The 26,401-nt window shown below is 36.0% G+C and carries 21 protein-coding genes; 12 read left to right on the forward strand and 9 right to left on the reverse strand.

The window, feature by feature from the left end; all coding sequences use genetic code 11:
• The first annotated feature begins 25 nt into the window (after positions 1–25).
• The 3 genes from ACE38V_RS15150 to ACE38V_RS15160 are packed head-to-tail and all read left to right on the forward strand — an operon-like array spanning position 26 to position 2,333.
• Positions 26–715 (forward strand): TorD/DmsD family molecular chaperone, encoded by a 690-nt coding sequence (locus ACE38V_RS15150; protein WP_375842445.1) that lies wholly within the window; start codon positions 26–28, stop codon positions 713–715.
• 49 nt (positions 716–764) lie between these two features.
• A complete protein-coding gene (locus ACE38V_RS15155; protein ID WP_375842447.1) occupies positions 765–2,108 on the forward strand; it encodes a 4Fe-4S binding protein in 1,344 nt (447 codons plus the stop codon).
• 15 nt (positions 2,109–2,123) lie between these two features.
• Positions 2,124–2,333, forward strand: coding sequence for a twin-arginine translocase TatA/TatE family subunit (locus tag ACE38V_RS15160; RefSeq protein WP_375842449.1), 210 nt, complete (start codon positions 2,124–2,126; stop codon positions 2,331–2,333).
• 71 nt (positions 2,334–2,404) lie between these two features.
• Here the strand turns inward: ACE38V_RS15160 and ACE38V_RS15165 are convergent, their stop codons facing one another.
• Together ACE38V_RS15165 and ACE38V_RS15170 are read right to left on the reverse strand one after the other, a co-directional pair.
• Positions 2,405–3,397, reverse strand: a complete 993-nt coding sequence (locus ACE38V_RS15165) for an FAD:protein FMN transferase (protein ID WP_375842451.1) — start codon at positions 3,395–3,397, stop codon at positions 2,405–2,407.
• Positions 3,394–3,774, reverse strand: a complete 381-nt coding sequence (locus tag ACE38V_RS15170) for a NusG domain II-containing protein (RefSeq protein WP_375842453.1) — start codon at positions 3,772–3,774, stop codon at positions 3,394–3,396. Before ACE38V_RS15170 ends, ACE38V_RS15165 begins: the two co-directional genes overlap by 4 nt.
• Before the next feature lie 462 nt (positions 3,775–4,236).
• Between ACE38V_RS15170 and ACE38V_RS15175 the strand changes: the two genes are divergently transcribed.
• Positions 4,237–5,448 carry an alkaline phosphatase gene (locus ACE38V_RS15175; RefSeq protein WP_375842524.1) on the forward strand — a complete coding sequence of 404 codons (1,212 nt, stop codon included), beginning with the start codon at positions 4,237–4,239 and terminating at the stop codon, positions 5,446–5,448.
• 1,285 nt (positions 5,449–6,733) lie between these two features.
• Here the strand turns inward: ACE38V_RS15175 and ACE38V_RS15180 are convergent.
• From ACE38V_RS15180 to ACE38V_RS15210, 7 genes are all read right to left on the reverse strand, one after another.
• The gene (locus ACE38V_RS15180; RefSeq protein ID WP_375842455.1) at positions 6,734–7,615 is read right to left on the reverse strand and encodes an alkaline phosphatase family protein; all 882 of its coding nucleotides are present in this window, start codon (positions 7,613–7,615) and stop codon (positions 6,734–6,736) included.
• A gap of 218 nt (positions 7,616–7,833) precedes the next feature.
• Positions 7,834–8,247 carry a GtrA family protein gene (locus ACE38V_RS15185; RefSeq protein WP_375842457.1) on the reverse strand — a complete coding sequence of 138 codons (414 nt, stop codon included), beginning with the start codon at positions 8,245–8,247 and terminating at the stop codon, positions 7,834–7,836.
• A complete protein-coding gene (locus tag ACE38V_RS15190; RefSeq protein WP_375842459.1) occupies positions 8,244–9,242 on the reverse strand; it encodes a glycosyltransferase family 2 protein in 999 nt (332 codons plus the stop codon). The genes ACE38V_RS15185 and ACE38V_RS15190 overlap by 4 nt, the downstream gene beginning before the upstream one ends.
• A gap of 24 nt (positions 9,243–9,266) precedes the next feature.
• Positions 9,267–10,952, reverse strand: a complete 1,686-nt coding sequence (locus ACE38V_RS15195) for a DUF6044 family protein (protein WP_375842461.1) — start codon at positions 10,950–10,952, stop codon at positions 9,267–9,269.
• A gap of 10 nt (positions 10,953–10,962) precedes the next feature.
• Entirely contained in the window at positions 10,963–11,862 is a 900-nt protein-coding gene (gene galU / locus ACE38V_RS15200; RefSeq protein ID WP_375842463.1) for a UTP--glucose-1-phosphate uridylyltransferase GalU, read from the reverse strand.
• 80 nt (positions 11,863–11,942) lie between these two features.
• Positions 11,943–12,641, reverse strand: a complete 699-nt coding sequence (locus ACE38V_RS15205) for a polysaccharide deacetylase family protein (protein ID WP_375842465.1) — start codon at positions 12,639–12,641, stop codon at positions 11,943–11,945.
• A 76-nt stretch (positions 12,642–12,717) separates the two neighbouring features.
• A complete protein-coding gene (locus tag ACE38V_RS15210) occupies positions 12,718–13,878 on the reverse strand; it encodes an MGDG synthase family glycosyltransferase (RefSeq protein WP_375842467.1) in 1,161 nt (386 codons plus the stop codon).
• Positions 13,879–15,230: 1,352 nt separating this feature from the next.
• On the opposite strand from ACE38V_RS15210, the gene kdpF reads away from it, so the two are divergent.
• The 8 genes from kdpF to ACE38V_RS15250 all read left to right on the forward strand — a co-directional run bounded on the left by kdpF (position 15,231) and on the right by ACE38V_RS15250 (position 26,372).
• Positions 15,231–15,308: a K(+)-transporting ATPase subunit F gene (kdpF, locus tag ACE38V_RS15215; protein ID WP_375842526.1), complete on the forward strand. Its 78-nt coding sequence runs from the start codon at positions 15,231–15,233 to the stop codon at positions 15,306–15,308.
• 52 nt (positions 15,309–15,360) lie between these two features.
• Complete coding sequence (gene kdpA / locus ACE38V_RS15220; protein WP_375842527.1) at positions 15,361–17,034, forward strand: potassium-transporting ATPase subunit KdpA; 1,674 nt, start codon at positions 15,361–15,363, stop codon at positions 17,032–17,034.
• A 29-nt stretch (positions 17,035–17,063) separates the two neighbouring features.
• Positions 17,064–19,097: a potassium-transporting ATPase subunit KdpB gene (gene kdpB / locus ACE38V_RS15225; RefSeq protein ID WP_375842469.1), complete on the forward strand. Its 2,034-nt coding sequence runs from the start codon at positions 17,064–17,066 to the stop codon at positions 19,095–19,097.
• Positions 19,098–19,121: 24 nt separating this feature from the next.
• On the forward strand, positions 19,122–19,682 hold the full coding sequence (gene kdpC, locus ACE38V_RS15230) for a potassium-transporting ATPase subunit KdpC (protein WP_375842471.1): 561 nt from the start codon (positions 19,122–19,124) through the stop codon (positions 19,680–19,682).
• A 55-nt stretch (positions 19,683–19,737) separates the two neighbouring features.
• Positions 19,738–22,077 carry a universal stress protein gene (locus ACE38V_RS15235; RefSeq protein ID WP_375842473.1) on the forward strand — a complete coding sequence of 780 codons (2,340 nt, stop codon included), beginning with the start codon at positions 19,738–19,740 and terminating at the stop codon, positions 22,075–22,077.
• Positions 22,078–22,189: 112 nt separating this feature from the next.
• The gene (locus ACE38V_RS15240; protein ID WP_375842474.1) at positions 22,190–22,744 is read left to right on the forward strand and encodes a hypothetical protein; all 555 of its coding nucleotides are present in this window, start codon (positions 22,190–22,192) and stop codon (positions 22,742–22,744) included.
• A gap of 210 nt (positions 22,745–22,954) precedes the next feature.
• Complete coding sequence (locus ACE38V_RS15245; protein WP_375842476.1) at positions 22,955–25,651, forward strand: DUF4118 domain-containing protein; 2,697 nt, start codon at positions 22,955–22,957, stop codon at positions 25,649–25,651.
• A gap of 13 nt (positions 25,652–25,664) precedes the next feature.
• Positions 25,665–26,372 (forward strand): response regulator, encoded by a 708-nt coding sequence (locus tag ACE38V_RS15250; protein WP_375842477.1) that lies wholly within the window; start codon positions 25,665–25,667, stop codon positions 26,370–26,372.
• Positions 26,373–26,401: the final 29 nt, after the last annotated feature.

The following is a 26,401-nucleotide window of genomic DNA, read 5'->3' on the forward strand; positions in this document are numbered from 1 at the left end:
AATGAGCATGTTATGGAGGTTCACTATGAATCAACTTATTCAAGATCCCGATCAAGAGTTGGAAAATAAATTAGGAAATGTTTCATTGGACCGTGCCGACTTATATCAATTGTTGATTAGGGCCGTTCAATTCCCTACCCTTATGCTAGCAGAAAGCTTATGGAATGGGTCATATTATTCAAAAGTGGAGAAGTCAGTACAGTGGGTGAATGACCGAGAAGGGATATATCAAGCTTCATTGGAAAAATTGAAGAAGGTAGCAGAGAATAAGACGGGGAATGATCCTGTTAAGTTGTTAAAAAAGATGAAAGAGGATTATACACACTTATTTCTCACTCCTAATCAGACAGTTGTCTCTCCATTTGAAACCGATTATGGACAGATAGCACAGGATTTAGTCGTTGAGTCCCTCAATAAGGTATATAACAAAGAAAACTGTTATATTTTGCCTGATTCAAATGAATCAATAGATCATATATGTACAGAGTTTAGCTTTCTCTCTCATCTATGTCTGCAGGAAGGAATATCATGGAAAAACGGTGAAGTGGTTGCAGCGAAAAAATGGAAAATGAAACAACGAGCATTCACTGTTCATCATTTAAGAAAGTGGGGCATTTCTTTTTTTGAAAATGTGGGCATTCATGCAGAACTCGAAGCTTACCAAGCAATTGCATCAGTAGGGAAGATGTTTATGATCTTAGAACATGGGAATTAGGTAGTTCATTGCTCGAATTATACTGGACTTTGGAAAGAGAATGAGTTCGATGCAAATATGGAAGCGGAAGAAGATTCTTATTTTTACAGCTTGTTGTTGTCTGGTTCTTACTGCTATTTATCAGCATTTCATCACTAAACAGGATACGCTTAGCATGCTGCAGAGGGCAGAGCCGGCTGCAGCTAGTTATAAAGAACTCGAAGGTGTTTATCCAACCTATGAACTATTCAATCAAAGCAGGAAGTTCTTAAGCTACGCAGTCTTATCAAGTGCATCTGGATATGGTGGCTCAATTACAATGCTCACGACCATTAATAAAAAAGGCAGAATCGATTCTGCTGTTATTCTCGAAAATGCCGAGACTCCTACTTATTTAAAAAGAGTAATGGAATCAGGGTACCCTGAAAATCTTCAAGGACAAGCTGTTGCAAAATCATTAAAATCAAATCAAAAACTTGATGCGGTAAGCGGGGCAACGAGAACAACGGAAGGTATTCTAACAGCTGTACAAAAGGGCATAGCACAAGTAGGGAAGAATCAACTTGACATTGCGGTCCCTAAGGTAGCGTCTTACCATTTTCAATGGGAAGATGGAGCAATTGTCCTCTTGTTGATTTTGACTGTGGTTGCAGCAATTCTTAAATTAAAAAAATTTCGAATCCCTTTATTCATTGCATCCGTAATGATTATTGGCTTTATGGCAAAATCGTCATTAACACTCGGAAACTTTATGAGTATCTTGATGAACAAAATGCCAGTCATAACGGAGCGGCCGGTATGGTTTTTGGCTGTTTTCGGGATCTTGGTTGTTACCTTTATTTTAGGAAAGAATGTCTATTGCGGATGGCTTTGCCCTTTTGGCGCAATCCAGGAAGGAATTTATAGAGCACTTCACCTGTCTAATAACCGGGTAGACCCTAAAATTATGTCTGCATCTAAGAAAAGCCAGTGGATACTTATTTGGTTAGCTGCCATGCTGGGATTATTTTTTCATAATCCAGGGATTGCTAGTTATGAGCCTTTTTCTCCTTTTTTCGGAGGAGCAGGGAATACAGCTCAATGGATTATGATGGGAATGGTATTAGTGCTCTCTATTTTTGTGCTTCGCTTTTGGTGTCGATGCTTTTGTCCTGTCGGCAGTGTGCTAGATTTTATAGCACAAATGAAAAGAAAATGGAAGAAAATTGTGCATCGAAAACCAAATTTTCAGCATGTTATTGGAAATAGCGAAGCCTCCAGATGTAGTTCATGCCAGTCAAGGCATTCGGTCTGTCAGAAAAAAGAAAAGAACAAGGCATCATTAAGTTTTTTTAATAAACTCATTATTAGTTTCATTGTCATTATGGATTTCCTCATTATTGCAGCATTGCTTCAAAATGCAGGACTCATATAGGAGGGAGGGGTTAGGATGTTAACCAATATTGGTATTCCAGGATTAATCTTAATTTTAATTTTAGCATTAGTGATTTTTGGTCCCAAAAAGCTTCCAGAAATTGGACGAGCAGCTGGGCAAACATTAAAGGAATTTAAAAAAGGCACGAAGGATTTACTTGAAGACGATGACAAGGAAAAGATGACAGATTCTAATCAATCAACAGAAACTACAAACACTCTCTAAGTCTATTAAAAAATATAAAGGGAAATTGAATTTTCACAGGATTTTTAGCTGTGAAAATTCAATTTCCCTATTTATTTATAATGAAGATTCAATCCTGCTGATATTGCTTTTGATCCATCATTCCCGATAATCATTCCTTCTACGTCAGGGGTATCTTTTATCAATTTTAATCCTTCTTTTTTTCCAAGAATAAAAGTAGCGGTTGCCAGGGCATCTGCAAGTGCAGGACTTTTGGCAATAATGGTGCTGCTTGCTGTTTTTTCTGCAGGGTAGCCGGTTCGGGGATCAATGAGATGGCCATATTTTTTCCCGTCGATCGTAAAGCTTTGCTCATAATTTCCTGAGGTGTCCACGACCTGATTATGAGGTTCCACATAACCGAGGGTTTCATCTAATTGGAGAGGATTGCGAATGCCAACGCGCCATGAGGATTTATCTGGCTTTTCTCCAATCGTATAAATATTGCCTCCTGCTCGAACCATGGCAGATTGAATTCCAGCTTCCTTTAATATCTCCATCCCTTTTTCAACAGCGAACCCCTTTGCAATAGCCCCCAAGTCAATACTCATTCCGATTGTTGGAAGAAAAGCGGTATAATGATTAGCGTTTAAGTCGATTTTTCTATAATTTGTTAATGGCAAATGACTCTTTATTTCTTTAGAAGAGGGTAAGGTTTTTTCTCTTTTTGCCGTTTGCCAAAGCTGCACTAGGGGACCAATTGCAGGATCAAAAGCGCCTTTTGTTAAGTCAGCGATTTCTAATGACCGCTCTAACAACTCAAACGTATCTTGTGAAAGAGAAACAGTTTTTTTTCCGGCAGCTGCATTAAGTTTCGATATTTCGCTGCTTTTTGAATAAAAGTTTGTGACTTGATCAATAGCTGCCATCCTTTCTAAAGCTTTTTTACCAGCCCTTTCAGAACCAGAGCCATAAGCCTCTATATAGACTTCGGTATCAAAAAGAAATTTAGTCTCCCGGAAAACTTCTTCAGACTTGGAGGGTTGACATGAAGTTAAGAGGCTTGCAAGTAAAACGAGAATAAAGAACATGATTCCTTTTTTCATGATAAAATCCTAACCACAAGTTTATTCGGTTTGCATATAATTGATTCACCTGGTTCACGGATGAATCCCATCTTTGCACAGATTTTCCGTTCGCAGATATCACTGTCTTCATGAACAAATATTCGTTTGTTATCCACAACAATGTGAGCTTTCCCATTTTTAACTGGAATAAAAAATTCCTCCTTGTTAGATGAAAAAATTCCTTCCTTAACAATTTTTCCACCCACTGTAACCTGCCATTGGGGTTCCGACATTCCCATTAACACTTTGGCTAGTGTGTCTTTATTCCCAAGCAAAAGGGCACTTCCAGCTGCAGCACCAACTGAAAGACTATATTTTATGAATTTTCTTCGATTGCTCTTTTTTTGGAGGGTCATTCTACTCACTTCCTAATATGATATGGGGTTTATTGTTCAATTGTGAGCATTCTAAACAATAAATGGATTTTTAATCTGTACTTTTGTGATTATAAAATTTCTCCATAAGCAACATGATAGATAAGTCCTTTTAATTCATTTTAGCACTTTGCCATATATCCTTTTGTAGCAAATGATACAAAGGTACTTAAAAATAATTTGATAAAAATGATGATTGATTTCATTTTCGTTTCCCCTTTATAAATATCATATTATTACTCTATTACCACTAGTTTGTTTCCAAACCTCACCTATCCAGTTTTATCACAAGTTTACAATCTATTAATCTTTAATTTATGCACTATTTACAATAATCAAACAACTGCTCAATATTTTTCTTTTACAATCAAATTTGAAAAATAAAGAGGAGTGATTCGTTTGAAGAAGAATGTAATCGTAAGTGCAGCTTTATCTATTGCAGCTATGACAAGTTTGGGTTTTAGTCAATTGACAGATGCGAAAGCTTCGTCTTATGGAAAGCAGGATGATCATGGGAAAGCCAAAAATGTGATTGTTTTCGTAGGGGACGGAATGGGAGCTAGCCATCGTGAAGCAATCCGTTTGGCCACAGTTGGTTTAAAAGGAAATCTTGCAATGGATGATATGACTGTTTCAGCACAGGTACATACAAGTTCAACTTCAGGTATAACGGATTCAGCGGCGGCTGCAACAGCGATGGCATCAGGTATTAAAACTTATAACGGAGCTGTCGGTGTGGACTCTAACAAAAAAAATGTAAAAACCATCCTTGAAATGGCTGATAAAGCAGGGAAATCAACAGGTTTAGTGACTACAAGCCAGATTACAGATGCAACTCCTGCGGCTTTTGGTGCACATGTTACGGACCGTTCTAAGCAAAGTGATATTGCAAAACAATATTTGGAAAATAGTAAAGTAGATGTCCTGTTGGGTGGAGGAGAGGATTACTGGTATCCTGAAGGAAGTCCAGGTGCTTATCAAGACCAACCAGCAAAAGACCCATCTGAAAAAAGCAAAGGCACACAAGGGAATCTTGTAGAAAAAGCAAAGAAGCTTGGATATACTTACGTAGCAAATGAAAAAGAGCTTGCAAGAGCAAAAAACAGCAAACTTCTAGGACTTTTTGCAAATGAAGAAATGTTTGAACAAAGAGAGGAAGGAAAAGGGGATTTATACGACCCAGTTGTTTCTTTACCTGAGATGACGAAAAAAGCAATTGATACTCTTTCTTCTAATAAAAAAGGTTTCTTCTTAATGGTGGAAGAAGAAGGAACAGACGAAATGTCCCATGAAAACAATGCTGAAAAAATGATAAAATCCGGGCAAGAATTAGATAAGTCGGTGGCAATTGCAAAGGATTATGCTAAAAAGCATCCTGATACATTGGTTCTTGTTGTCGCTGACCATGAGTGCGGCGGCCTTGCCATCGAGGATGTAAGTAGCAGTGATGAATCAGGAGACGGAATTTCCAAAGAAGATGGTCCGTTTACGATTGCCAATAGTAAAAATCAATTCACAATTGACTGGACAACAAGCGAGCACGGTGGAGTTTCCGTTCCGTTAACAGCGACTGGCCCAGGATCTGAATTATTGACAGGAACTTATGAAAATACTCATATATTTGATGCAATGAAGGAAGCTATGAATTTAAAATAATATCACAATAAAGGACACCAATTGTGATGATAGCCCCCCTTTTAAGAAAGCTCTGTATATCTTAGTAACGGGTTCCGTAACTATCGCCAAACGGCAATTTACACAGGAAAATGCAAACCAAAATGTAATCCTTTTTGCACTAGAAAATGTAGGACAACTGGTAAGGTTAGAGAGATTAAAAAACATTAGAAATAGCAAGGGTTTATACCTTTGCTATTTCTGCTTTTAATGGCTAATTCTTTGGATTGCGAATTATGCTCATTAAGAAGTTTACAAACCATTTTCGCCTTCTCCTTATCGATTTCGTGTAGGTATGAGAATTCATAGGCGGAGAATTTCCTGCTAATGTATAGAGAGGAAGCTAAAGAAGCAGATATAAGCGGAGATATTCCGCTTAACTGCTCTAAATAAGACAAAATACAAAGATTTGGATAATGTAAACGGAAAAACTCCCCTTATTTTTAAGGAAATATGGGTATTTCCCAATTTAGACGGAATTTTACCGTTTATTTTTCATACACAGTAAAATCAACATTCAGTTATAACAGAGGCTAACCTTAAATTAAAAAAAACAATATTTTTCTGTAGATCCATTTGCAAGTAAAAATGTCGTGTATTTTGCTATTGTTTCCTTTTTTAAGGATAGAAACATAAGAAAAGCTAAGGATGATTTATTTGGCCCCTCAGCTTTTCATAAGTATGGTACAATTAATAACGAATTTAATCATTAGCTTTAATGCTTTGATTGGGGACTGACATGCTGGAACATGTCAGTCTCTTTAAAATATACTTCCTATCATTAATACTAAACCAGAAGCCACAACCACACCTATAGCTGTAAAAGTAAATTTAATGCGTTCCATTTGATTTCCTCCTTTATAATTGATTAATTATAGTTTAAGGATCAAAAATGAAACTTTTATGAAATTTTGCATGGTTTTAATGAAAAAAAATATTGTCCTTTTTTGAATTCAATGTATTCTAACAATCTAAAATATTGTTTTTATGACAGAATGTGTTTATACACAGAATGATTATATTTTCTTCCATACTCAAGTTCAGTAATTACTCTTATCCAAAACTCAGCTAAGCCAAATTCCTCTTATTAAAATCAATCCTATATAGGTAAGGCTATTGCTGCTTCTTCCTCTTATATATGCCTCGCTCTCTTAATGAAGCATAGTTTTGCCGCTCTAATGACAATAAATCCGGAAAAGTGTCTACTTTACTATTCTTTTTATGCACTCAATACCAAAAAAGGTTAAAACTTAAAATATAACTTGATTTAATTCCAAACACCCATGATAGGTTTACTTGTTTTAGCCTTGCCCGCATGGGATAATCCGTATATATCCTCTACTGTTCTTAATAAGTTAAAATGATTAACATCTATATTATATTGTCCTTCTTTTACCATTGGTCCCACAAAGAAGGTTGGTATGATATTTTTATGTGACCCTTCATCTTCATCCCATGTAACAATCAAAAGACTGTTGTGGTTTTTGGCCCATTGTACATATGGGTCTATGTGTGCTTTTAACCAGTCATCTGCCTCCTTGATAGTCCCATCATGCATATCGTTATTAAGGTTTGGAATGACAAATGAGACCGTCGGTAATTCAGAGAAATCTTTCGGAAAGTTTTTTAACGGTTGATTAGTCTCTTTTGGAACATTCGTGAAATTTGTCCAAGGATTGTGCCTTCGAGCATATCCGGTTTTCTCATACTCCTTATTATAGCCGACTGAAGGCATCCCCTCCGAATACCCCTTAAAAGAATAACCTTTTTCAATTAATTCACTTGCCAAGTTATCAGTAGAGAATTTTAAACTTGGCATTTCATCATCCGTAACTCCTTGATTGGAACCTGAAAATATATCTAAATAATTTGGCTGGCTGGGATGCTCGATTGCATGGTAATTTGTAAAGTTAGCTCCATGTTTCATTAATGAATTTATATATGGTGCGGATGAATTTTCAACAATCTGGCTTTTAGAGTGGTTTTCCTCAACAACAATCAAAATATGGTCAATCTTCGGAAGTGTTGCTTCTTCAACCTCTTTATGAACAGCCTTCTCTTGTGATGTCTGCTTATTAGGTGTGTTGTGACTACAGGCACTTAACAGGATGATCATGACGGTAATTAAAATTTCCCATTTATTCCTCATCGATTCTTTCCTCCTTCTCTACTACTACAACAAAGAATATCACAATGTAAAGATGATTGAAATTTCAATCATTTTACAAGAAATTGCCTTATCAAACGAAGAGTATGAATAACCAATCTTATTTTGGATATTAAGAACCGTTTAATATAAAAAAATGAGGGGAGTAGTGACCCTCATTTCTTCATTTGCTAGAAAAATTCATCATGACGACTATCATTTCACAGTTCTTCATGTTTCATAACCTTAAAAACAAATACCTTTTGGCATAAATAATTCAGTACTGTATAAAATCCTGTACTAATGAATACTGCGATGTCTGTTTTTATACCCGATGTTAAATTACTATTCCTCAAAACCCATTCTACAATATTTCTGCCTATAGTGTAGGAAACAACATAACAAAATAAAATAACTGCGATGAACCGAAGCATGCTTTTGGTTATTGTGCTATGGCTCCGGAAAGTAAAGCGACGATTCAAGAAGTAACTAACTACTGCACCAATAGAATTTCCAAGACATGTTGATATCCAATAGGAAAGGCCGGCTAGATGCAACAGTATATACATAACGGATAAACCAACCACTGTATTCAGAAAGCCAACCATTAAAAAACGAACAAACTGATAGTTCATTGATTCTTTAGAACAACTTTTTGAAGCTGTTTACCTACAGTATGATTTGAAAAAGTATCTTTTTCAACAGCAAATCTCGGGCGATGCTTTACTTCTTGATAGATTTTTCCGATATATTCACCTATTATACCAATTCCCATTAATTGTAATCCACCTACAAACCAAATCGAAATCATTAACGAGGTCCAACCTGTTTCCGTTTGTCCGAGAAATTTTTGAATAAGTATATAAAATCCTACAGCTACACTTCCAATAACTGATAAAAATCCCATCATGGTTACAAATCGGATGGGCGCAACGCTAAAGGAGGTAATTCCATCAAATGCAAAGGCAAGCATTTTTTTCAAAGGATACTTCGATTCCCCGGCTAACCTTTCTTTCCGATCATAATAAACTTTTGTTGAGGGAAAACCAATCAATGGAACAAGTCCCCGTAAGAATAAATTGGTTTCTTTATATTTTAATAATTCATCTAAAGCTTGTTTGCTCATTAAACGAAAGTCAGCATGGTTAGGAATTAAATGAATCCCCATTCTATTCATTAAACGATAGAATCCAACCGCTGTTGACCGTTTAAATAATGTATCCGTACTGCGGTGATCTCTTACACCGTATACAATATCAAAACCATCTATAAACTTCTCAACGAAAGTACGTATAACACCAATATCATCCTGCAAATCAGCATCAATTGATACTACACAATCTGAGCGCTTATTAGCCGCTTCCAGTCCAGCTATAAGAGCATTTTGATGACCAGCATTGGCAGCTAATTTTAGTCCTTCTATATTTGAGCTTTGTTTTGTTATCTGCTCAATTAAATTCCATGTTCCGTCCTTACTTCCGTCATCTACGAATAAGATCGTGCTCTCAAAAGAAATGAGTCCATCATACATTAACTCTTGGAACACTCCAGATAACTGAGAAGCAGTCACAGGCAAAACCTCTTCTTCATTAAAGCAAGGGACAACAATGGTTAACACAGGCTTGTTCATTTAACTACTCTCCCTTACAAATAATTAATTTACTTCATACAGATATATTCGCCAAGCAGAATCTTTTTGGTCAAATGCTTTTTTTAAAATGAGTCCATTGCTTTTGGCATTCATAATTGGGACACTTGAAAATATATATTTTCCACCCATTTTTTTGAACACATTTGTATTTAGCTGCAAATGATGAATTTTCTTTTTAGAATCCTTTCTAAAATCGTAGTTCTTTCCTAATTCAGCAACGAATATATAGCATCTGCCACCCCACTCATCAAAATACTTCTTCAGGACAGCATTCTTATCTAACTCAGCAGAAATCATTTTTCTAAATTCGTGCTTATAATCTAACGAATAATAATTGTTGTACGTATCAAGGGTATAGAACCCATTATACTGTGCAATCGCTGGGTGCAATCCGATGCTAGCGACTCGATAGCTGCTTTTCGGTTCTCCGATATATTGGCTGATTTCTTCAAATTGCTTAGTTGCATAAAACTGTTTAAAGGAAGGATACCCTACCACTCTATATCGTATTTCTTCATTGAATCCCATCAAAATAATGATTTGAACGATTAAACAAATTTTAACGAACTTCTGCCAGCCTTTTCCCTTGCGCCAAAGAATATATCCTCCAACTGCAAACATGAGATAAATAATGAGCGGTCTCAAAAAATGAAATCTAGCAAAATTAAATGTATTCAATAGCTGAAATTTCTCTTTCAGAGGTTCCCATCCTTTATAAAACCAAAAGGCATACCAAACTGATAGAATGATATTTAGAAAAAATAAAGACAAATACCGTTTTTCTAATAAATTCTTCGCTTTTCCTTTGATGGCCCATATTGCTATAAAAGAAAGCGGCACAATGATAGGAGTATGCAGCGTCATGACATGAGTATGGCCTAAAAAATAATTTTTGATGGCTAATCGAATACTGTGCCAAAAGCCTAAGTAAGAACTCAAGAATTCATTTCTGCTTGTTGGTTCTTGAGGGAAAACTAAAGAATAAATAAGTCGATATTCTATTAGTAAATAGATCGCTGTCATCAAAGCAATGCTTCCAAAGAATATCCAATTTCCCTTCTTTTTTACAAGCCAATCTCTAAGCCATAATAACCCCATAGCCACAAGGAAGAAGAAGAATCCTAAAACAAAACTTGAATAGAATGGTAAAAATATAAGCGCTATCCATTCCTTCCAAGAATATGTTCCATTTCTAATATTCAAAAAAGCCCATAACGCAAGCGGCATTCCGAGTGTACTTAACATTCCTGAAGGCCAAAATGGAGTCAGCGCAAATGCAAGTGAAACCCATACGCGAATCCAATCGCCATTTTTTTCTTTAATGAAGTGGGTTTTTAATAAAAGATACATGCCGAAAAAAGCAAAAAACCTAGTTATTACTTGGCTAATTGCATAAGCAAACATTGAAGGAAAAAGTTCATGTAGCCACTCTATTCCGCTAAACTCTGTTCCATAAGTATTACGAGGTATTCCATTGATAACCTGTGGAACAACTGAATGAATATCTCCAAATAACTGCCCGCTATTCTTTAAGACCTTATACCAAGCTATGTTCGAATCCAGATTATCATGAATCCTTATATGTGCGTTTTCTCCTAATATAAACAATGGAGAAAGATATAAAATTAATAGAATAGAGGCTAAAAAGAGATGTTTTTTTTCCCTAGTCCAGGACTTCCAAGTATTCATTGTTTTACCCTCACAACCTATTATCTAAAACCATGACCTTTTCTTTTTGTAAAATCTGACTCATATATTGTAGTACCGGCTCTCTTAATTCATGCTTTTTTAAAGCATATTCAATATTGGTTAGGATAAATCCCAGCTTTTCTCCTACATCATACCTAGTTCCTTCAAAATTTAAGGCAAATACATTTTGCGTTTTGCTTAATTGTTGTATACTGTCTGTTAACTGTATTTCACCTTGAATTCCACATTTTTGATTATCTAAAATGGAAAAAATGTCGGGAGTTAAGATATAACGTCCCATAATCGCTAAGTCAGATGGTGCTTGACTTAAATTTGGCTTTTCAACAAGGTCTTTCACCTCGTATAATGGACCCTTTTCATTTAGTGGATCAATGATTCCATATCGGCTTATTTCACTAAATGGTACATGTTTGACTCCTACAACCGTTGACCCTGTTTTTTCATACACCTCCATAAGCTGTTTGATACATGGGACCTTAGACTCTACAATATCGTCACCTAATAAAACAGCAAATGGCTCATCACCAATAAACTTTCGGGCACACCAAATAGCATGCCCAACTCCTATTGGTTTTTTTTGTCGAATGTAATGAATATTGACCATTTCGGAAACAGCCCTAACTCGTTCAAGAAGTTCAAATTTCCTTTTTTCCATAAGCATATGTTCCAATTCAAAATCATAATCAAAGTGATCCTCGATCGCTCTCTTTCCTTTTCCCGTTACTACAATGATATCTTCAATCCCAGAATGAATCGCTTCCTCGATAATATATTGAATCGTTGGCTTATCTACAATTGGCAGCATTTCTTTTGGCATGGCTTTTGTAACAGGAAGAAATCGAGTACCTAATCCTGCAGCTGGTATGACAGCTTTTTTTACTGGCTTCATGGCTATTGTTCACCCTCATAATATTTTTATATAAATATATGAGCTCTTCGATTATCCAAAAGATAGTTGGTTGATGGCGATTAGCAACACAATAATTCATCTATCCTTACACATGAATAACCTTTACTCACTAATTCATTTAAAACCTCTTTTAATGCTTTAATTGTATTTATTGGTGCATTGGAGTCTGCTCCAAGAGTGTCTCCACTATCGTGCAATAGGATAATATCCCCTTTCTTTATTTTAGATAGGAGCCTATTTTTTACCTTTTGACTTCCTCCTGTACTTCGCCAATCCCCAACCATTAGTGACCATAAAATGATTTTGAATTTTCCTCTTAGAAAATAATCAAATATATTCATTAATCCCCAAGGAGGACGATAATAAATTGGTTTAACTCCCGTTATTTCTTTTATAATCGTTTCACAATGCTCCAATTGCCTGCGAACAGACCAGGGAGCCATTACCCAATTTGAACGGTGAATATAATTATGGACCCCTATTAAATGTCCTTCCTGATGCATCCGTTTTATTAAATCCGGATGTTTCTCTGCCTTTGAGCCTAATACAAAAAAAGTGGCTTTAATATGATATTTTTTTAATAAATCAAGAAGGATGGGAGTATATATTTCGTCAGGTCCATCGTCAAATGTAAAAGCAATTTTGTTAGAAGATTTATTCCTCCTAAATATTTGGAATCCAAAACCAAATGAAAGAATATATGGAACGATCGTATATAATATTAATAAGGAGAGGATCAAAATGATCATCTTATACATGCCGAATGTTCACCTCTATGTTTCCTTATCATTTTGTCAAAAAGGAAAGGAAAATTTCTATTAATTGATAATACAACTAACAGATTATTTGCTTTTGTCCACTGTCCATTACATTCACAATAGCATTAAGTGCATCAATGGAGGATGTTCGAATTCTTCGGTATTGCTCTGTCCTATGTTGAATTGCTGTTAATGATTTTTCATCATTTAAAAAATTTTGAATTTTTGATCGTAAATCATGTTCATTTTTAGCTAGAAAGGCAAGACCGGATCTCAATAAATAATTGGCATTGTCTTCTTCTTGACCCGGTAATGGATTCATGATTAATAATGGAACCCCCATTGCTAATGCTTCAGATGTCGTTACTCCGCCGGGTTTAGTGATTAATAGATTGGATATTGCCATTAATTCCTGGACTTCTTCGCAAAAACCCAGTAATAATACATCATGTTTACAATTTTTTACCTCCAGTTCAAATTGTTTTTTTAATTTATGATTTCTCCCACAAACGATAATCAGTTGAAATGATTGCGATATGGAGTCTAATACGTGAAGAGTTGATAATCCTTTTCCAATATATCCTTCGCCTCCACCCATCATTAAAATAGTGAATTTATTTGGATCCATTCCGTATTTTTTCAAAAGCTTCTCCCGGGGTTGTGTCTCTATGAACCTTTGACGTATAGGGATGCCAGTTACTTTTATTTTGTATTCCTCTATACCTTGTAAAATCAATTGATCTCTCAGTCGATTTGTCCCAACTAAATATTGATCTGTATGTGGATAAATCCAATAGGAATGGTCTGTATAATCAGTAATAATGGTTACAGTAGGAATATTGATTAAGCGATGTTGTTTAAGGTTAGAGAGGATTCCTGCAGCAAAAGGATAGGTGCTAACAACTACTGAAGGCTTTACCTCTCGAATCACTTCAAGTATCGAATGCATTCCAAAAGTAAAGATTGAATTTAACTTGGTAGAGAAAGAATTCCTTACACGAGTTTTCCTATAAAAGTAACTGTATACTTGAGGAAATTTTTTGATACTGCTTTTATAAAAGAAATTACTGATCGGGTAAAGGTACGGATGAATCCATTCCATCGTATCTAAAATAATGGGAATGGTACCGGGAAGAGTAGATTCCACTGCTTCACGAATTGCGTTTGCCACTTGATTATGACCTTCACCAAAAGTCGATGAAAGGATAAGGAATTTTTTATTTTTCCCTTTACTCATACCTTCTAACACCTCAATTCCTCTTTCTGGATTTGATTTAATTATAGAACTGGATGTTTAATTTCTTCTGAATGTTACATTAAAAATTAATGAATAGTATTTAAAATTAATTTCATCTTTATCCCGCCTTAACGGGCAGTAAGACACCCACCTCGGGGATTCTGCGTATGCAAAGAAGATAGGTGGGGGATCAACTGCCCGTAAAGGTCCGACGACGGACAGGACGTCCTAGTCAGGCGAAGCCACAGGACGTGGCGCTATGAGCGTGATTGGTTCAACTAACCATCAGTGGGGGATGAAGAAAACCCCCACTGATGGAAGTTTCACTTTATGAAATTCGAAAAACCCAGCATCCTATTGGATGTGGGTTTTCCTTAATCTCTATATCCTTCATACTAGGATGATTGTTCAAAATGACAAATCTGTTTTTTATAATCCAGTTGAATCCCCACCGCAAGAGGTAATGGTTGGATTTTATCTAATGCGTGGGAAGCCTATTCCCTTAGTTTATGCTAATGGAGACATAAATTTATATCAATTTCAATCATTAAACAAATAAATTTTTCAATTCTGTTCTGAGATTGAAGAGATGGAAGAGAGGATTATTTTTAGTATGCTCTAGAAACTGTAATAAGAAACAAGCAACGGCTTTAGCTCGGAATTCTAACGGACAAAAGCCGTTTTATTTTGTCTGAATATTTGGTAATAAATGGGAATAAATTCTAAATTTACATATCTTATCCGTTTTAATAAAATCTCCTACTCTAAAAAAGAAAGCGTTATCTATATGGAATCTTAACACAACTGCTGTATTTCTTAGCGCCATCTTAATACCAAGTTTTGTTATTATGACGTAGTAAAAAGTATTTTGTTTGAAAGTTTAGGGGTGAAATAAGATGACTGTGGGGTCAATGTAGTTTGTCAGCTTGTTTAGCATTGCTGGTTTAAATCTTTTTGGATAGTTCTATTTTGGTCATTTTACATTTGAATAAACTGTATGCATTGATCTATTTTTTATCATTTTCTCTGGAACTCAGGCTACTGCTGAATGAGCAGTATAGCACAAATAGAACTGGAGAAGGATACTAAAGAAAGGATGGAATAAAATTGTCATTTTAGTAACTCTGAACCTACCAGTCATTTATGGCTACTCTGTAAAGGGAAATTTGAAATTAAAGCGAACCTTCGAATAAAAAAAGTCTTAATAAATCAATATGTAAAAAATGAGAGGAAAAGAAAGGTGGTACATAAGTGAATAATGATTTTGTTACTATTGGCCTCATGATATTAGCTTTTGTTCTTTTTGTGGGATTTACTTTATTTAGTGAAAAAGCATAAGGAGGTTATTATCTATGCTCATACCGGGAATTATTGGAGTTGCTGTGATTATTTATCTGTTATACGTCTTAATTAAACCTGAAAAATTCTAGTGCTTTTCTTTTATAACAATGAATAATGAATAGGAGGAATTTCAACATGACTATGGGAGTGATACAGATAGTCGTCACTTTGCTTATCATCGGCTTGCTAGTAAAGCCGGTTGGTACCTATCTCGTAAAGGTTTTTGATTATAATACAACTGGATTAGATCGATTTTTTGGACCGGTTGAGCGGTTTTTCTACCGTTTAACTGGAGTTCGAGAAAAAGAAGCTATGGGTTGGAAAAAGTACGTGTTTGCTTTACTACTTACTAACTTTGTCATGATGATATTGATGTATGTCGTTTTTAGATTACAAAAATACTTGCCATTGAATCCGGATGGAATCGATAATATGTCCCCAGCGTTAGCGTTTAATACGGCTACATCATTTATTACAAATACAAACTGGCAATCATACAGCGGAGAGAACTCGCTTTCGTACTTATCGCAGATGATAGCTATTACATTCCCGATGTTTACTTCTGCAGCAACAGGATTTGCAGTGGCGATTGCCTTTATTCGTGGGTTAGTAGGTCGTCAGAATAACCTTGGAAACTTCTACGTTGACTTGGTTCGTTCTATCACACGTGTAATTTTGCCATTGTCTTTTATTGTAGCTTTATTTTTGGTCTTCCAAGGGGTGCCTCAGACACTTAATGGTGCGGTAGATACAACGACAATGGAGGGGGTTAAACAAACAATTACAAGAGGTCCGGTTGCATCGTTAGAATCTATTAAGCATCTTGGCACAAATGGTGGTGGATATTTTGGTACTAATGCTGCGCATCCATTTGAAAATCCAACCGCACTAACAAACTTAATTTATATAATCTCTATGATGTTAATTCCTACTGCTTTGGTTTATGCATTTGGGGTTATGGTTAAGAACAAACGTCAAGGATGGACTATATTTGCTGCAATGGGAATTATGTTTCTGGTTTTTCTCTCAGTGGTCTCTATAGCTGAATATAACGGTACTCCGGCTCTAAATGGACTAGGTGTTCATGGAAATATGGAAGGTAAAGAGGTTCGCTTTGGTATCTCAGAATCAGCTTTATTTACTGCTGTAACCACAGCCGCTACCACTGGGTCGGTTAATAATATGCATGAATCCTTAACTCCAATCGGTGGTCTTGTTCCGCTAGCTGAAATGATGTTAAATAACGTATTTGGAGGCAAAGGGGTCGGTTTATTAAATGGATTACTTTATGTAATCTTAACCGTATTTATTTGCGGCCTGATGGTGGGGCGAACTCCAGAATTTTTAGGTAAAAAAATTGAGTCCAAAGAAGTGAAGCTGGCATCGATTGCCTTACTAATTCATCCTGTTTTAATTCTTGTGCCAACAGCGATTGCCTTAATAACGCCTGAAGCTATATCTTCTATTTTAAATCCGGGATCTCATGGATTATCAGAAGTCTTATACGCTTTTACATCGGGAGCAGCTAACAATGGATCAGCCTTCGCAGGTCTAACAGCCAATACTAACTTCTATAATATTTCTATTGGCCTAGTGATGTTGTTAGGTAGATATATTTCAATCATTGCCATGTTAGCAATAGCAGGATCATTGGCTACTAAAAAAGTTATTGCAACCACTTCGGGAACGTTTCGTACGGATACACCACTTTTTACTGGTATCCTAATGGTTATTATTGTTGTAATCGGTGCTTTAACTTTCTTCCCGGCACTTGCTCTAGGTCCCGTAGCGGAACATCTTGGAATGTTTCACTAATGCGGAGGAATAAATAAGGAGGATGACATATGGCTATTCAAAATAAACCATTATCAAAAGATATTATCTCTCAAGCTATTATAGATTCATTTAAAAAGTTAAATCCGCTTGGCATGATGAAAAATCCAGTCATGTTTGTCGTAGAAGTTGGAACGTTTATTACACTTATTCTTTCAATTAAACCAGATATTTTTGGGTTTAGTACAGTTGGAAGGGGATATAACACTGTCGTTTTTTTCATTCTTCTTTTTACTGTACTTTTCGCAAACTTTGCTGAAGCACTCGCAGAGGGACGAGGCAAAGCACAGGCAGATACATTGAGAAAAACCAAATCGGAAACGATGGCTAAGGTTAAACAAAAAGATGGTTCATATAAGGAAATTCCATCCACCTCTTTGCGTAAAGGGGATATCGTACGAGTAGATACAGGAGAAATTATCCCTTCTGATGGGGAAATAATTGAAGGACTTGCTTCCATTGATGAATCGGCTATTACAGGAGAATCTGCCCCAGTCATTAAGGAAGCGGGCGGGGATTTCTCTTCAGTTACTGGAGGAACAAGGGTTGTATCGGATTATATCATCGTTAAAGTCATGACTGATCCGGGTGAATCGTTCCTTGATCGAATGATTTCATTAGTAGAAGGAGCAGCACGACAAAAGACGCCAAACGAAATTGCATTAACCACTCTTTTGGCTGTACTAACTCTTATTTTCTTATTCGTCATTATAACCCTCGTGCCGATTGCTAACTTTTTAAAAGTTAATTTAGATGTAGCGACTTTGATTGCTCTTCTCGTTTGTTTAATTCCTACCACGATAGGTGGATTACTTTCAGCTATTGGGATAGCGGGAATGAACCGGGTAACCCAATTTAATGTTTTGGCTATGTCTGGTAAAGCAGTAGAAGCAGCTGGTGACATCAATACCATGATATTAGATAAAACGGGAACGATTACCTTTGGAAATAGAATGGCAAGTGAGTTTGTTCCTGTATCCAATATGTCGCAACAGGAAGTTACCCTTGCAGCTTTAAAGGCATCTGTAAAAGATGAAACACCAGAAGGACGTTCTGTAGTTGAATTGGCCCATAAGCAGGGAGTGCATTGGAATGAAAGTGAATATGCTGGAGCAGAAATAGTTGAATTTACAGCAGAAACACGAATGTCCGGTTTAAATTTAAAAGATGGAATGGAAATACGAAAAGGAGCTGTTGATGCTATTAAACAGTATGTAACGGCTAAAGGAGGAAATATTCCTAGTGATATTGAAGAAAAAGCAACTACAATAGCTAAAGCTGGTGGAACCCCTCTGGCAGTGGCTATTAATAATAAAGTGTATGGAGTTATTAATTTAAAAGACACAGTTAAACCTGGACTAAAGGAACGCTTTGCTGAACTAAGAGAAATGGGAATAAAAACAATTATGTGCACAGGTGATAATCCGTTGACTGCAGCTACTATTGCGGCAGAAGCAGGTGTGGATGAGTTTATAGCTGAAGCGAAGCCTGAAGACAAAATTGCCGCCATTCAAAGAGAGCAAGACGAAGGAAAATTGGTAGCTATGACAGGTGATGGAACCAATGATGCCCCTGCACTGGCACAAGCAGATGTTGGATTAGCGATGAATTCAGGGACAATGGCAGCGAAAGAAGCAGCCAACATGATTGATTTAGATTCAGATCCAACGAAACTCTTATCTGTAATCGCCATTGGAAAGCAATTATTAATTACACGGGGGGCTTTAACGACTTTCTCTATTTCTAATGATATTGCTAAATACTTTGCTATTATTCCGGCACTATTTATTACAGCAATCCCTCAATTGCAATCTCTAAATATCATGGGACTGTCATCGCCGAAATCAGCGATTCTTTCCGCTTTGATTTTTAATGCGATTATTATTCCTCTCCTTATCCCAATCGCGATGAAGGGAGCAAAATATAAGGCGATGGATTCGAATAGACTTCTTTCCCGTAATCTTCTTGTTTATGGGCTTGGTGGGGTGATTGTACCTTTTATTGGTATTAAAATAATTGATTTGATTGTCGCGGCTTTAGTTTAATACATGGAATGGAGGAAAATACGAATGAGGTCAATTTCGATTGCGTTACGGGCTTCTATACTCCTGATGATACTATGTGGTTTAGTCTATCCATTAGCTACAACAGGGGTTGCTCAAGTATTATTTCATAAGCAAGCAGAAGGAAGTCTTGTAAGTATAAATGGAAACATTCAAGGATCAGAGCTTTTAGCTCAAGACTTTACGGACCCGGGTTTGTTTCATCAAAGAGCATCCGCTGCTAACTATGATCCAAAAGCATCTGCCGGTTCTAATGTAGCTATTGCATCAAATAAATATATGAAGGAAATGACAGATAACGTAAATCAGATTAAAAAAGAAAATGAAAATATTGGGGATACAGTACCCGCAGATTTAGTTACATCATCTGGCTCTGGTTTTGACCCGGATTTATCTCCAGAGGCCGCAAAAGCTCAGGTACCAAGAATTGCAACTGCAATCGGCCTTTCGCAAAATCAGCTAATATCTTTGATAAATAAACATACAAAAGGTCGCGCATTAGGCATTTTTGGTGAACCACGTGTTAATGTTCTAGAATTAAACATGGCATTACAACAGTTAAAGTAAAAGAGAGGGGGAGCTTTCTACCCCTCCGAATGATATTAGAATAGGAGGGATAGGAATGAGTGAAGAGGAATTCCGTAGAAAGACTCCAAAGGAAATTTTAGAATCCATACAAAAAATCCGTAGAGGCCATCTGAAAATTATTCTAGGAGCAGTAAGTGGATCAGGAAAAACCTATCACATGCTCCAAGAAGGAAACATTCTAAAAAAACGAGGTATAGACGCTGTAATTGGGATTGTTAGTACGTCCAACCGTCCAAAAACGATAGAACAAATTGGTTATTTAGAAATAGTTCCATCCATAGAATGGACGAACAATGGGGAAGTGAATCATGATCTTGATGTTGACGCTATTATTGCCCGTAATCCTGACGTTGTATTAGTGGATGGATTAGCACACCGAAATCGTCCCAATGCTCCCAGACCAACTCGCTTTGATGATATCAACTTTCTTTTAAATATGAATTTAAGTGTTATTACGACTATTAACATTTATGAGTTAGAAGGTGTGAGGGGAATAGCTGACAAATTAACAGGTGGAAATGTCAAGGTGTATGCCAGTGTTCCAGAAGATGTCTTAGCTCAAGCGGATGAAGTTAAACTTTTGGATGTGACTCCAGAAGTGATACTTAAGAGACTTCAAGAAGGAGATATCGAACATGAACATGAGAAAAAGCGAGGGAGAGATAATATTTTCCATCGGAGCAATCTAGCAGTTCTCCGTGAGCTGGCACTTCGCTTTTTAGCAGGGGAAGTAAATGAAGATTTAGATGAGTATAGGGGAAAACTTGGGATGATAGGTCCTTCTGGTGCGACTGAAAAAATTTTAGTGACAGTTCAGTACCATTGGAATGGATCCATTCTAGTTCGACGCGGTCAACAAACTGCTAAAAGATTAGGTGGAGATTTACTGGTTGTTTGCTTTCGACAGCCAAATCATCCATTTTCTAAGGATGAACTAACCTTTAAGCGCTCTATCATTAAATTGGTAGAGAAAGTTGGAGGGAAATTTGAGGAATTACCACTTGAAAGTGATTCAGTAGCTGATCAAATTGTTCATTACGCAACGGAACAAAATGTAACCCGAATTGTGATGGGGCAATCGAAGCGAACTCGTTGGGAGGAAATTGTGTATGGCTCAATAATCAATAAAATCCTACGTAAATCAAGAAATATAGATGTATTTATTGTTGCAGATCGTGCTAAAAAACATGGAGAACGAGTTATTCCAGCAAAACGAAAAAAGAATGAAATAACAAATCCGTATCGTCGCCTTACCCTTAAAGAGCTGGAAAAAGAAATTGATAAAATAAATCGGGGTACTTTGAAAGTCTATATTGGAGCAGCTCCAGGAGTTGGAAAAACTTATACGATGTTAAGGGAAGCAAATGAATTAAAGAAAAAGGGGATTGATATAGTCATTGGATTATTAGAAACGCATGGAAGGAGTGAAACCATAGAACAAATTGGATCGTTGGAAATAATTCCTCGGAAAAAGATCCAATATAAAGGAACAACTCTAGAAGAGATGGATACAGAAGTGATTATTAAGCGAAATCCAGAAGTAGTGTTAGTCGATGAGTTAGCCCACACAAATGTACCCGGATGCAAGTATCTTAAACGATATGAAGATGTAGAAGATATTCTTGCATCAGGTATATCTGTTATTTCTACTATGAATATTCAACATTTGGAAAGTTTAAATGACAGTGTTGAACAATTTACTGGGGTGAGGGTACGTGAGACTGTTCCTGACCATATTTTAAGAATAGCAGATGAGATTGAATTGATTGATATCTCACCAAATGCTTTACGTGATCGAATGAAGGAAGGACATATTTATGCGGAGGAAAAAGTAGAGCAGTCATTGAATAACTTCTTTAAAACTGGTAACCTCATTGCTCTTAGGGAGTTAGCCCTAAGAGAAGTTGCGGATGATGTGGATGAACGACTTGAGGCTTGGGAAAGAAAGGGAACATTAAGAGGACCTTGGAGACAGGAAGAAGTTATTTTTGTTTGTACCAATCTAAGGAATGATAGTGAAAGGCTAATCCGTCGTGGATTTCGTATTTCATATCGTTTAAAGGCTGTTTGGTATGTCGCATATGTAAAAGACCATGATCCATTAACAGAAGATGAGGTTAGAACATTAAATAAGGTGAAAGAATTAACCGAAAGGCTAGACGGTAGATTTCAAATATATGAGACAAAAGATCGAAGAAATGTATTTAGACTGTTGGTAAAAGAAATGCATGAAAAAAAAGCAACACAAGTTATTATAGGTCAATCTGCAAGGTCTCGCTGGGAGGAAATTACTAAAGGTTCTGTTGTTGAACGCTTGTTAAGAGAAGTAAGACATATGGATGTACTGGTTGTTGCAGATCAACATAAACATTAACAATTCTCTAAACGAATAGGCAAGTTAGGTTCTGTCATCCTGAGAATGTTATTTTACATGTTTTAAAGTCATAGAAAAAAATTATTCTTGTTGTTTTTAGGGAGATGTTCTAATGAAGTTACTTTCTCTAAAGAATAGTTACAATAATAACTCTACACCCATTTATTATGGCCTTCAGGGAGGATACCTTGATATACACACTTTGAGATATAGGGTGTTTGGTGCAGTTTGGAAATTGATAAATAGAAAAAGGTATATTATGGGATATTGGTTTGCAGATAATGAAGAAGACATTCATGTTGCCATCCAGAAGGCAGGATTTTCTAAGTTAATACAAAGAAGTGATCTTGAAATAAAGGAAGTGTATCATTGTATTAGAAAAGAGCAGGAGAAAGAAAATTGGAGTAATAGAACGAGACTGCCATTTTTAACAGTTATAAAGGAACCTTGGAAAAATCTAAGTGATGGATGGTTTATACTTCAATCAAGCACGAATTTTCCTTGTGTTCTTACCTGCATACAAAAAAAACGCAATTCTGTTTGGATTGAACATGTTCAAGTTTGTGAAAATCAAAATGATCGTATTAAATTTTTAAATTTAATTAATCATGCACATAATATTCATTTGGTCAGCAAAGAAATTCAACATTATCGTTTTGAAAAGTAGTATGATAAGTAAATATATTTTATTGGAGGAAAAGATTCATCATCTTAATCAATTAAATATAACTTTGAACCTCTATAAATTTACGTGAAGACAATTTAAGAGAAGTGCTAATTTGAAGTATTTTTTCATTATATAAAATGTAAATAAATAGTACAAAATGAGAAATGGCCATTAATGATATTAATTACTATCAATTAGGGAGGTGGAAATTTGCCTAGGAGAGATGATTATCTACCAGATCCAGTGGAATTTATAAAAAATATGAAAATAGATGACAAACGGAATAACGAAAGGGGAAAGCTAAAGATTTTCTTTGGTTATGCAGAAGGAGTTGGAAAAACTTATGCCATGTTGGAAGAAGCACATGAATTACTTAAGGAAGGTGTTGATGTTGTAGTTGGGTACGTGGAGCCACACACATATCCTGACACAAATCATCTCTTAGCAAGATTGCCTTTAATTCCTCCACAAACCTTGAGATTTAATCATATTCAAATAAAAGAATTTGATGTGAATGCTGTTCTCGCGAAAAAGCCTAAGTTAATTTTGGTAGACGAATTGGCTCATACGAACGCAGTTGGTCTCCGTAATAAAAAGCGGTATCAAGATATTGAAGAATTGTTGCAAGCAGGAATTGATGTATATACTACGGTAAATGTTCAGCATATTGAAAGTTTAAATGATTTGGTAGAAAAAGTCACGAATGTTGTTGTACAGGAGACAGTGCCAGATTATATTTTCGATCGTGCAGATAGTATTGAACTTATCGATATTGATCCTGAGGAATTGATTGAAAGATTGAATGAAAATAAAATTCATTACATGGAAAATGAAAAGGTAGGGCAACAGAGTTTTTTGTCAAAGGAAAATCTACGACTGCTCCGTGAAATATCTATGCGTAAACTAGCTAATCATATTAGCCAGAATCAGAAGGTGAATGAAACAAAGCCTGAAAAAACGGCAACGATGAAATTAATCGTATGCATAAGCGCGTCTCCTTCTGCTGCTAAAGTGATTCGTTGGGGAGCAAGAATGGCAGAAGCTTTTCACGGATCTTGGACAGCTGTATATATCAGAACGAGTGATGAAGAAAATTATTCGTTAAATCAAAGGAAGATGCTTGAAAAGAATTTTGCCTTAGCAGAAAAACTGGGCGCAAAGATTATTGTTCTTTATGGTGACGATGTAGCTGAAACGATTGCTGATTATGCAAACATTTCTGGTATCACGAACATTGTGATTGGAAAGGGCCGAAATAAGAAACGCTTTCGATCATTATTTGAAAAAGACATTGAAGAAAAGTTATTTGAATTGCTTGATAAGAGTGAGATTCATATTTTAACAAACAAAGATTATAAAGAGAAATACTCACCTAATACGAAAAGAAAATGGTTGAAGGAATGGATGAGTTCGTTTTCATGGACAGATACAAGTAAAATGTTGGGTATTTTATTTCTAGCTACTCTCATATCTTATGGAATTCAATCTATGGGTGTAGAGAAATATAATTTATCAATGATTTTCATTTTAACTGTGATTCTCATTTCCAGAATAACAAGTGGGTATTTCTATGGTGTTGCGGCAACTTTGATTAGCGTTTTCCTATTTGATTATCTTTTTGTTCCACCATATTTCCAGTTGAAGACCCATGATCCAAATTATTTTATTACATTTGTCATTATGCTAATTATTTCTTTAATTATCTCTGGTATAACGGCGAGATCTAAGATCCAATCCCACTTAGTCATTGAACGTGAGAAACGGTTAGAAGTACTATATGATATAAATAAGAGATTGTTAAGGACAAGAGGTATAAAACATATTATTTCTGTTACAAATGAGTATATTGAACAATTGTTTCACTGTTCAGTGGTTTTTTATTGTGAAAATGATAATGGAAAGATATCAGCTTACATTCAGAAAACGGTTGATGACAAGGCGGATTATCTATTATCAAGTGAAGAACAAGCAGTGGCCAATTGGGTTTTTTTAAATAATAAAGTAGCAGGTTCGGGAACGGATACATTAGCTGGATCAGATGGTTTTTATATGCCGATTTCTTCAGAAGGGACAGTTTTAGGTGTTTTAGGCATTGCGTGTAAGAAGAAACCATTTAATCAAGATAAGCGCTTAACCTTGCAGATTATTTCTTCATTAGTGGCAATGGCAATGGATCGTCAGAAAGCATCAAATGAGCAACGCAAAGCGATGGTCGAAAATGAACGAGAAAAAATGCGAAGCAATTTATTACGTTCCATCTCACATGACTTAAGAACACCATTGACGAGTATTCTTGGAGCCAGTTCGGCCGTACTAGATAATAAAGATGATCTAGATAAGTGCACCCAATTAAAATTAATAGGGTCGATAAAAAATGAAGCACAGTGGCTAATCCGCATGGTTGAAAATTTGCTTTCAGTAACGAAAATACAAGATGGATCTGTATCTATAAATAAAACAGATGAAGTGATTGACGAAGTCGTTTTTGAAGCCATAAGTCGAATAAAAAAAGGTTTTCCAAATCGAAAATTTAACATAAAATTACCCGATAAAGTGCTGTTTGTACCAATGGATTCGATTTTGATTATGCAAGTATTAATTAATTTATTAGAAAATGCCATTAAACACTCTCCGGAAGAATCTATAATTGAGGTGAAGGTTATAGAAGATGGTAAAGATGTACTTGTAGAAGTGGTGGATGATGGTGAAGGAATTGCAGAAGACGAGTTTCCTTATTTATTTGAACCTTATACACCACATAGTAAAAAAAGCCCAGATGCATCGCGGGGAATGGGGATTGGATTATCCATTTGCATGACAATCGTACAAGGGCATGGCGGTACTATGAATGCATTTAATTTACCAGAAGGTGGTGCTGTTTTTCAATTTCGGCTGCCTTTATTTTAAGGGGAAGATAACGATGGAAAATAAATTGACGATTTTAATAATTGAAGATGAAAAAAATATTACAGATTTTTTAAATGCTGTTTTATTGTCTAATCATTATAAGGTTTGGAACGCCAAAACTGGAAAAGAAGGAATTTCGATGATGACTTCTTATAATCCAGATTTAATTTTGTTAGATTTAGGCTTACCGGATGTCGATGGTCTCGATGTGCTTAAAGAAATCAGGAAGTGGTCTGAGTTACCAATCATGGTTGTATCAGCTAGAGATCATTCACGTGAAAAGGTCGAAGCATTGGATTTGGGTGCAGATGATTATATCACGAAGCCTTTTAGTACACCTGAACTACTTGCGCGTATTCGGACTGCTTTACGTCATAGTTTAAAGCGTATAAATCACGACGCTCTTCCTACCGGCAGTTTTACAGTAGGTGATTTAGTCATTGATTATGAGAAAAGGAAGGTTTTTGTTGAAAATAAAGAAATACATTTGACACCCATTGAATATAAAATTGTAGCGCTTTTAACACAGAATGCAGGAAAAGTGTTGACCCATGACTTTATCATTAAATCGATTTGGGGTCCTTATTCAAATGAAAATAGAACATTACGAGTGAACATGGCTAACATTCGCCGCAAAATTGAAAAAAACCAAGCAGAACCGAAATATATCCTAACTGAAATTGGAGTAGGCTATCGTATAGTAGATGAATGGATTGAATGAATAAAATAAGGAACCTCTGCTGAATTCAT

It is taken from the genome of Cytobacillus sp. Hz8 (assembly GCF_042263505.1).
Classification (GTDB): Bacteria; Bacillota; Bacilli; order Bacillales; family Cytobacillaceae; genus Bacillus_BE.

Bases quoted from the DNA above. Each gene is read 5' to 3' on its own strand.
- ACE38V_RS15190 (WP_375842459.1), bottom strand. From the start codon at position 9,242: ATGAACAAGCCTGTGTTAACCATTGTTGTCCCTTGCTTTAATGAAGAA.
- ACE38V_RS15240 (WP_375842474.1), top strand. From the start codon at position 22,190: ATGAAGTTACTTTCTCTAAAGAATAGTTACAATAATAACTCTACACCC.
- ACE38V_RS15175 (WP_375842524.1), top strand. From the start codon at position 4,237: ATGACAAGTTTGGGTTTTAGTCAATTGACAGATGCGAAAGCTTCGTCT.
- ACE38V_RS15180 (WP_375842455.1), bottom strand. From the start codon at position 7,615: ATGAGGAATAAATGGGAAATTTTAATTACCGTCATGATCATCCTGTTA.
- kdpA (WP_375842527.1), top strand. From the start codon at position 15,361: ATGGGAGTGATACAGATAGTCGTCACTTTGCTTATCATCGGCTTGCTA.
- kdpC (WP_375842471.1), top strand. From the start codon at position 19,122: ATGAGGTCAATTTCGATTGCGTTACGGGCTTCTATACTCCTGATGATA.
- ACE38V_RS15205 (WP_375842465.1), bottom strand. From the start codon at position 12,641: ATGTATAAGATGATCATTTTGATCCTCTCCTTATTAATATTATATACG.
- ACE38V_RS15235 (WP_375842473.1), top strand. From the start codon at position 19,738: ATGAGTGAAGAGGAATTCCGTAGAAAGACTCCAAAGGAAATTTTAGAA.
- ACE38V_RS15155 (WP_375842447.1), top strand. From the start codon at position 765: ATGCAAATATGGAAGCGGAAGAAGATTCTTATTTTTACAGCTTGTTGT.
- galU (WP_375842463.1), bottom strand. From the start codon at position 11,862: ATGAAGCCAGTAAAAAAAGCTGTCATACCAGCTGCAGGATTAGGTACT.
- ACE38V_RS15170 (WP_375842453.1), bottom strand. From the start codon at position 3,774: ATGACCCTCCAAAAAAAGAGCAATCGAAGAAAATTCATAAAATATAGT.
- ACE38V_RS15210 (WP_375842467.1), bottom strand. From the start codon at position 13,878: ATGAGTAAAGGGAAAAATAAAAAATTCCTTATCCTTTCATCGACTTTT.
- kdpF (WP_375842526.1), top strand. From the start codon at position 15,231: ATGCTCATACCGGGAATTATTGGAGTTGCTGTGATTATTTATCTGTTA.
- kdpB (WP_375842469.1), top strand. From the start codon at position 17,064: ATGGCTATTCAAAATAAACCATTATCAAAAGATATTATCTCTCAAGCT.
- ACE38V_RS15185 (WP_375842457.1), bottom strand. From the start codon at position 8,247: ATGAACTATCAGTTTGTTCGTTTTTTAATGGTTGGCTTTCTGAATACA.
- ACE38V_RS15195 (WP_375842461.1), bottom strand. From the start codon at position 10,952: ATGAATACTTGGAAGTCCTGGACTAGGGAAAAAAAACATCTCTTTTTA.
- ACE38V_RS15150 (WP_375842445.1), top strand. From the start codon at position 26: ATGAATCAACTTATTCAAGATCCCGATCAAGAGTTGGAAAATAAATTA.
- ACE38V_RS15165 (WP_375842451.1), bottom strand. From the start codon at position 3,397: ATGAAAAAAGGAATCATGTTCTTTATTCTCGTTTTACTTGCAAGCCTC.
- ACE38V_RS15160 (WP_375842449.1), top strand. From the start codon at position 2,124: ATGTTAACCAATATTGGTATTCCAGGATTAATCTTAATTTTAATTTTA.
- ACE38V_RS15250 (WP_375842477.1), top strand. From the start codon at position 25,665: ATGGAAAATAAATTGACGATTTTAATAATTGAAGATGAAAAAAATATT.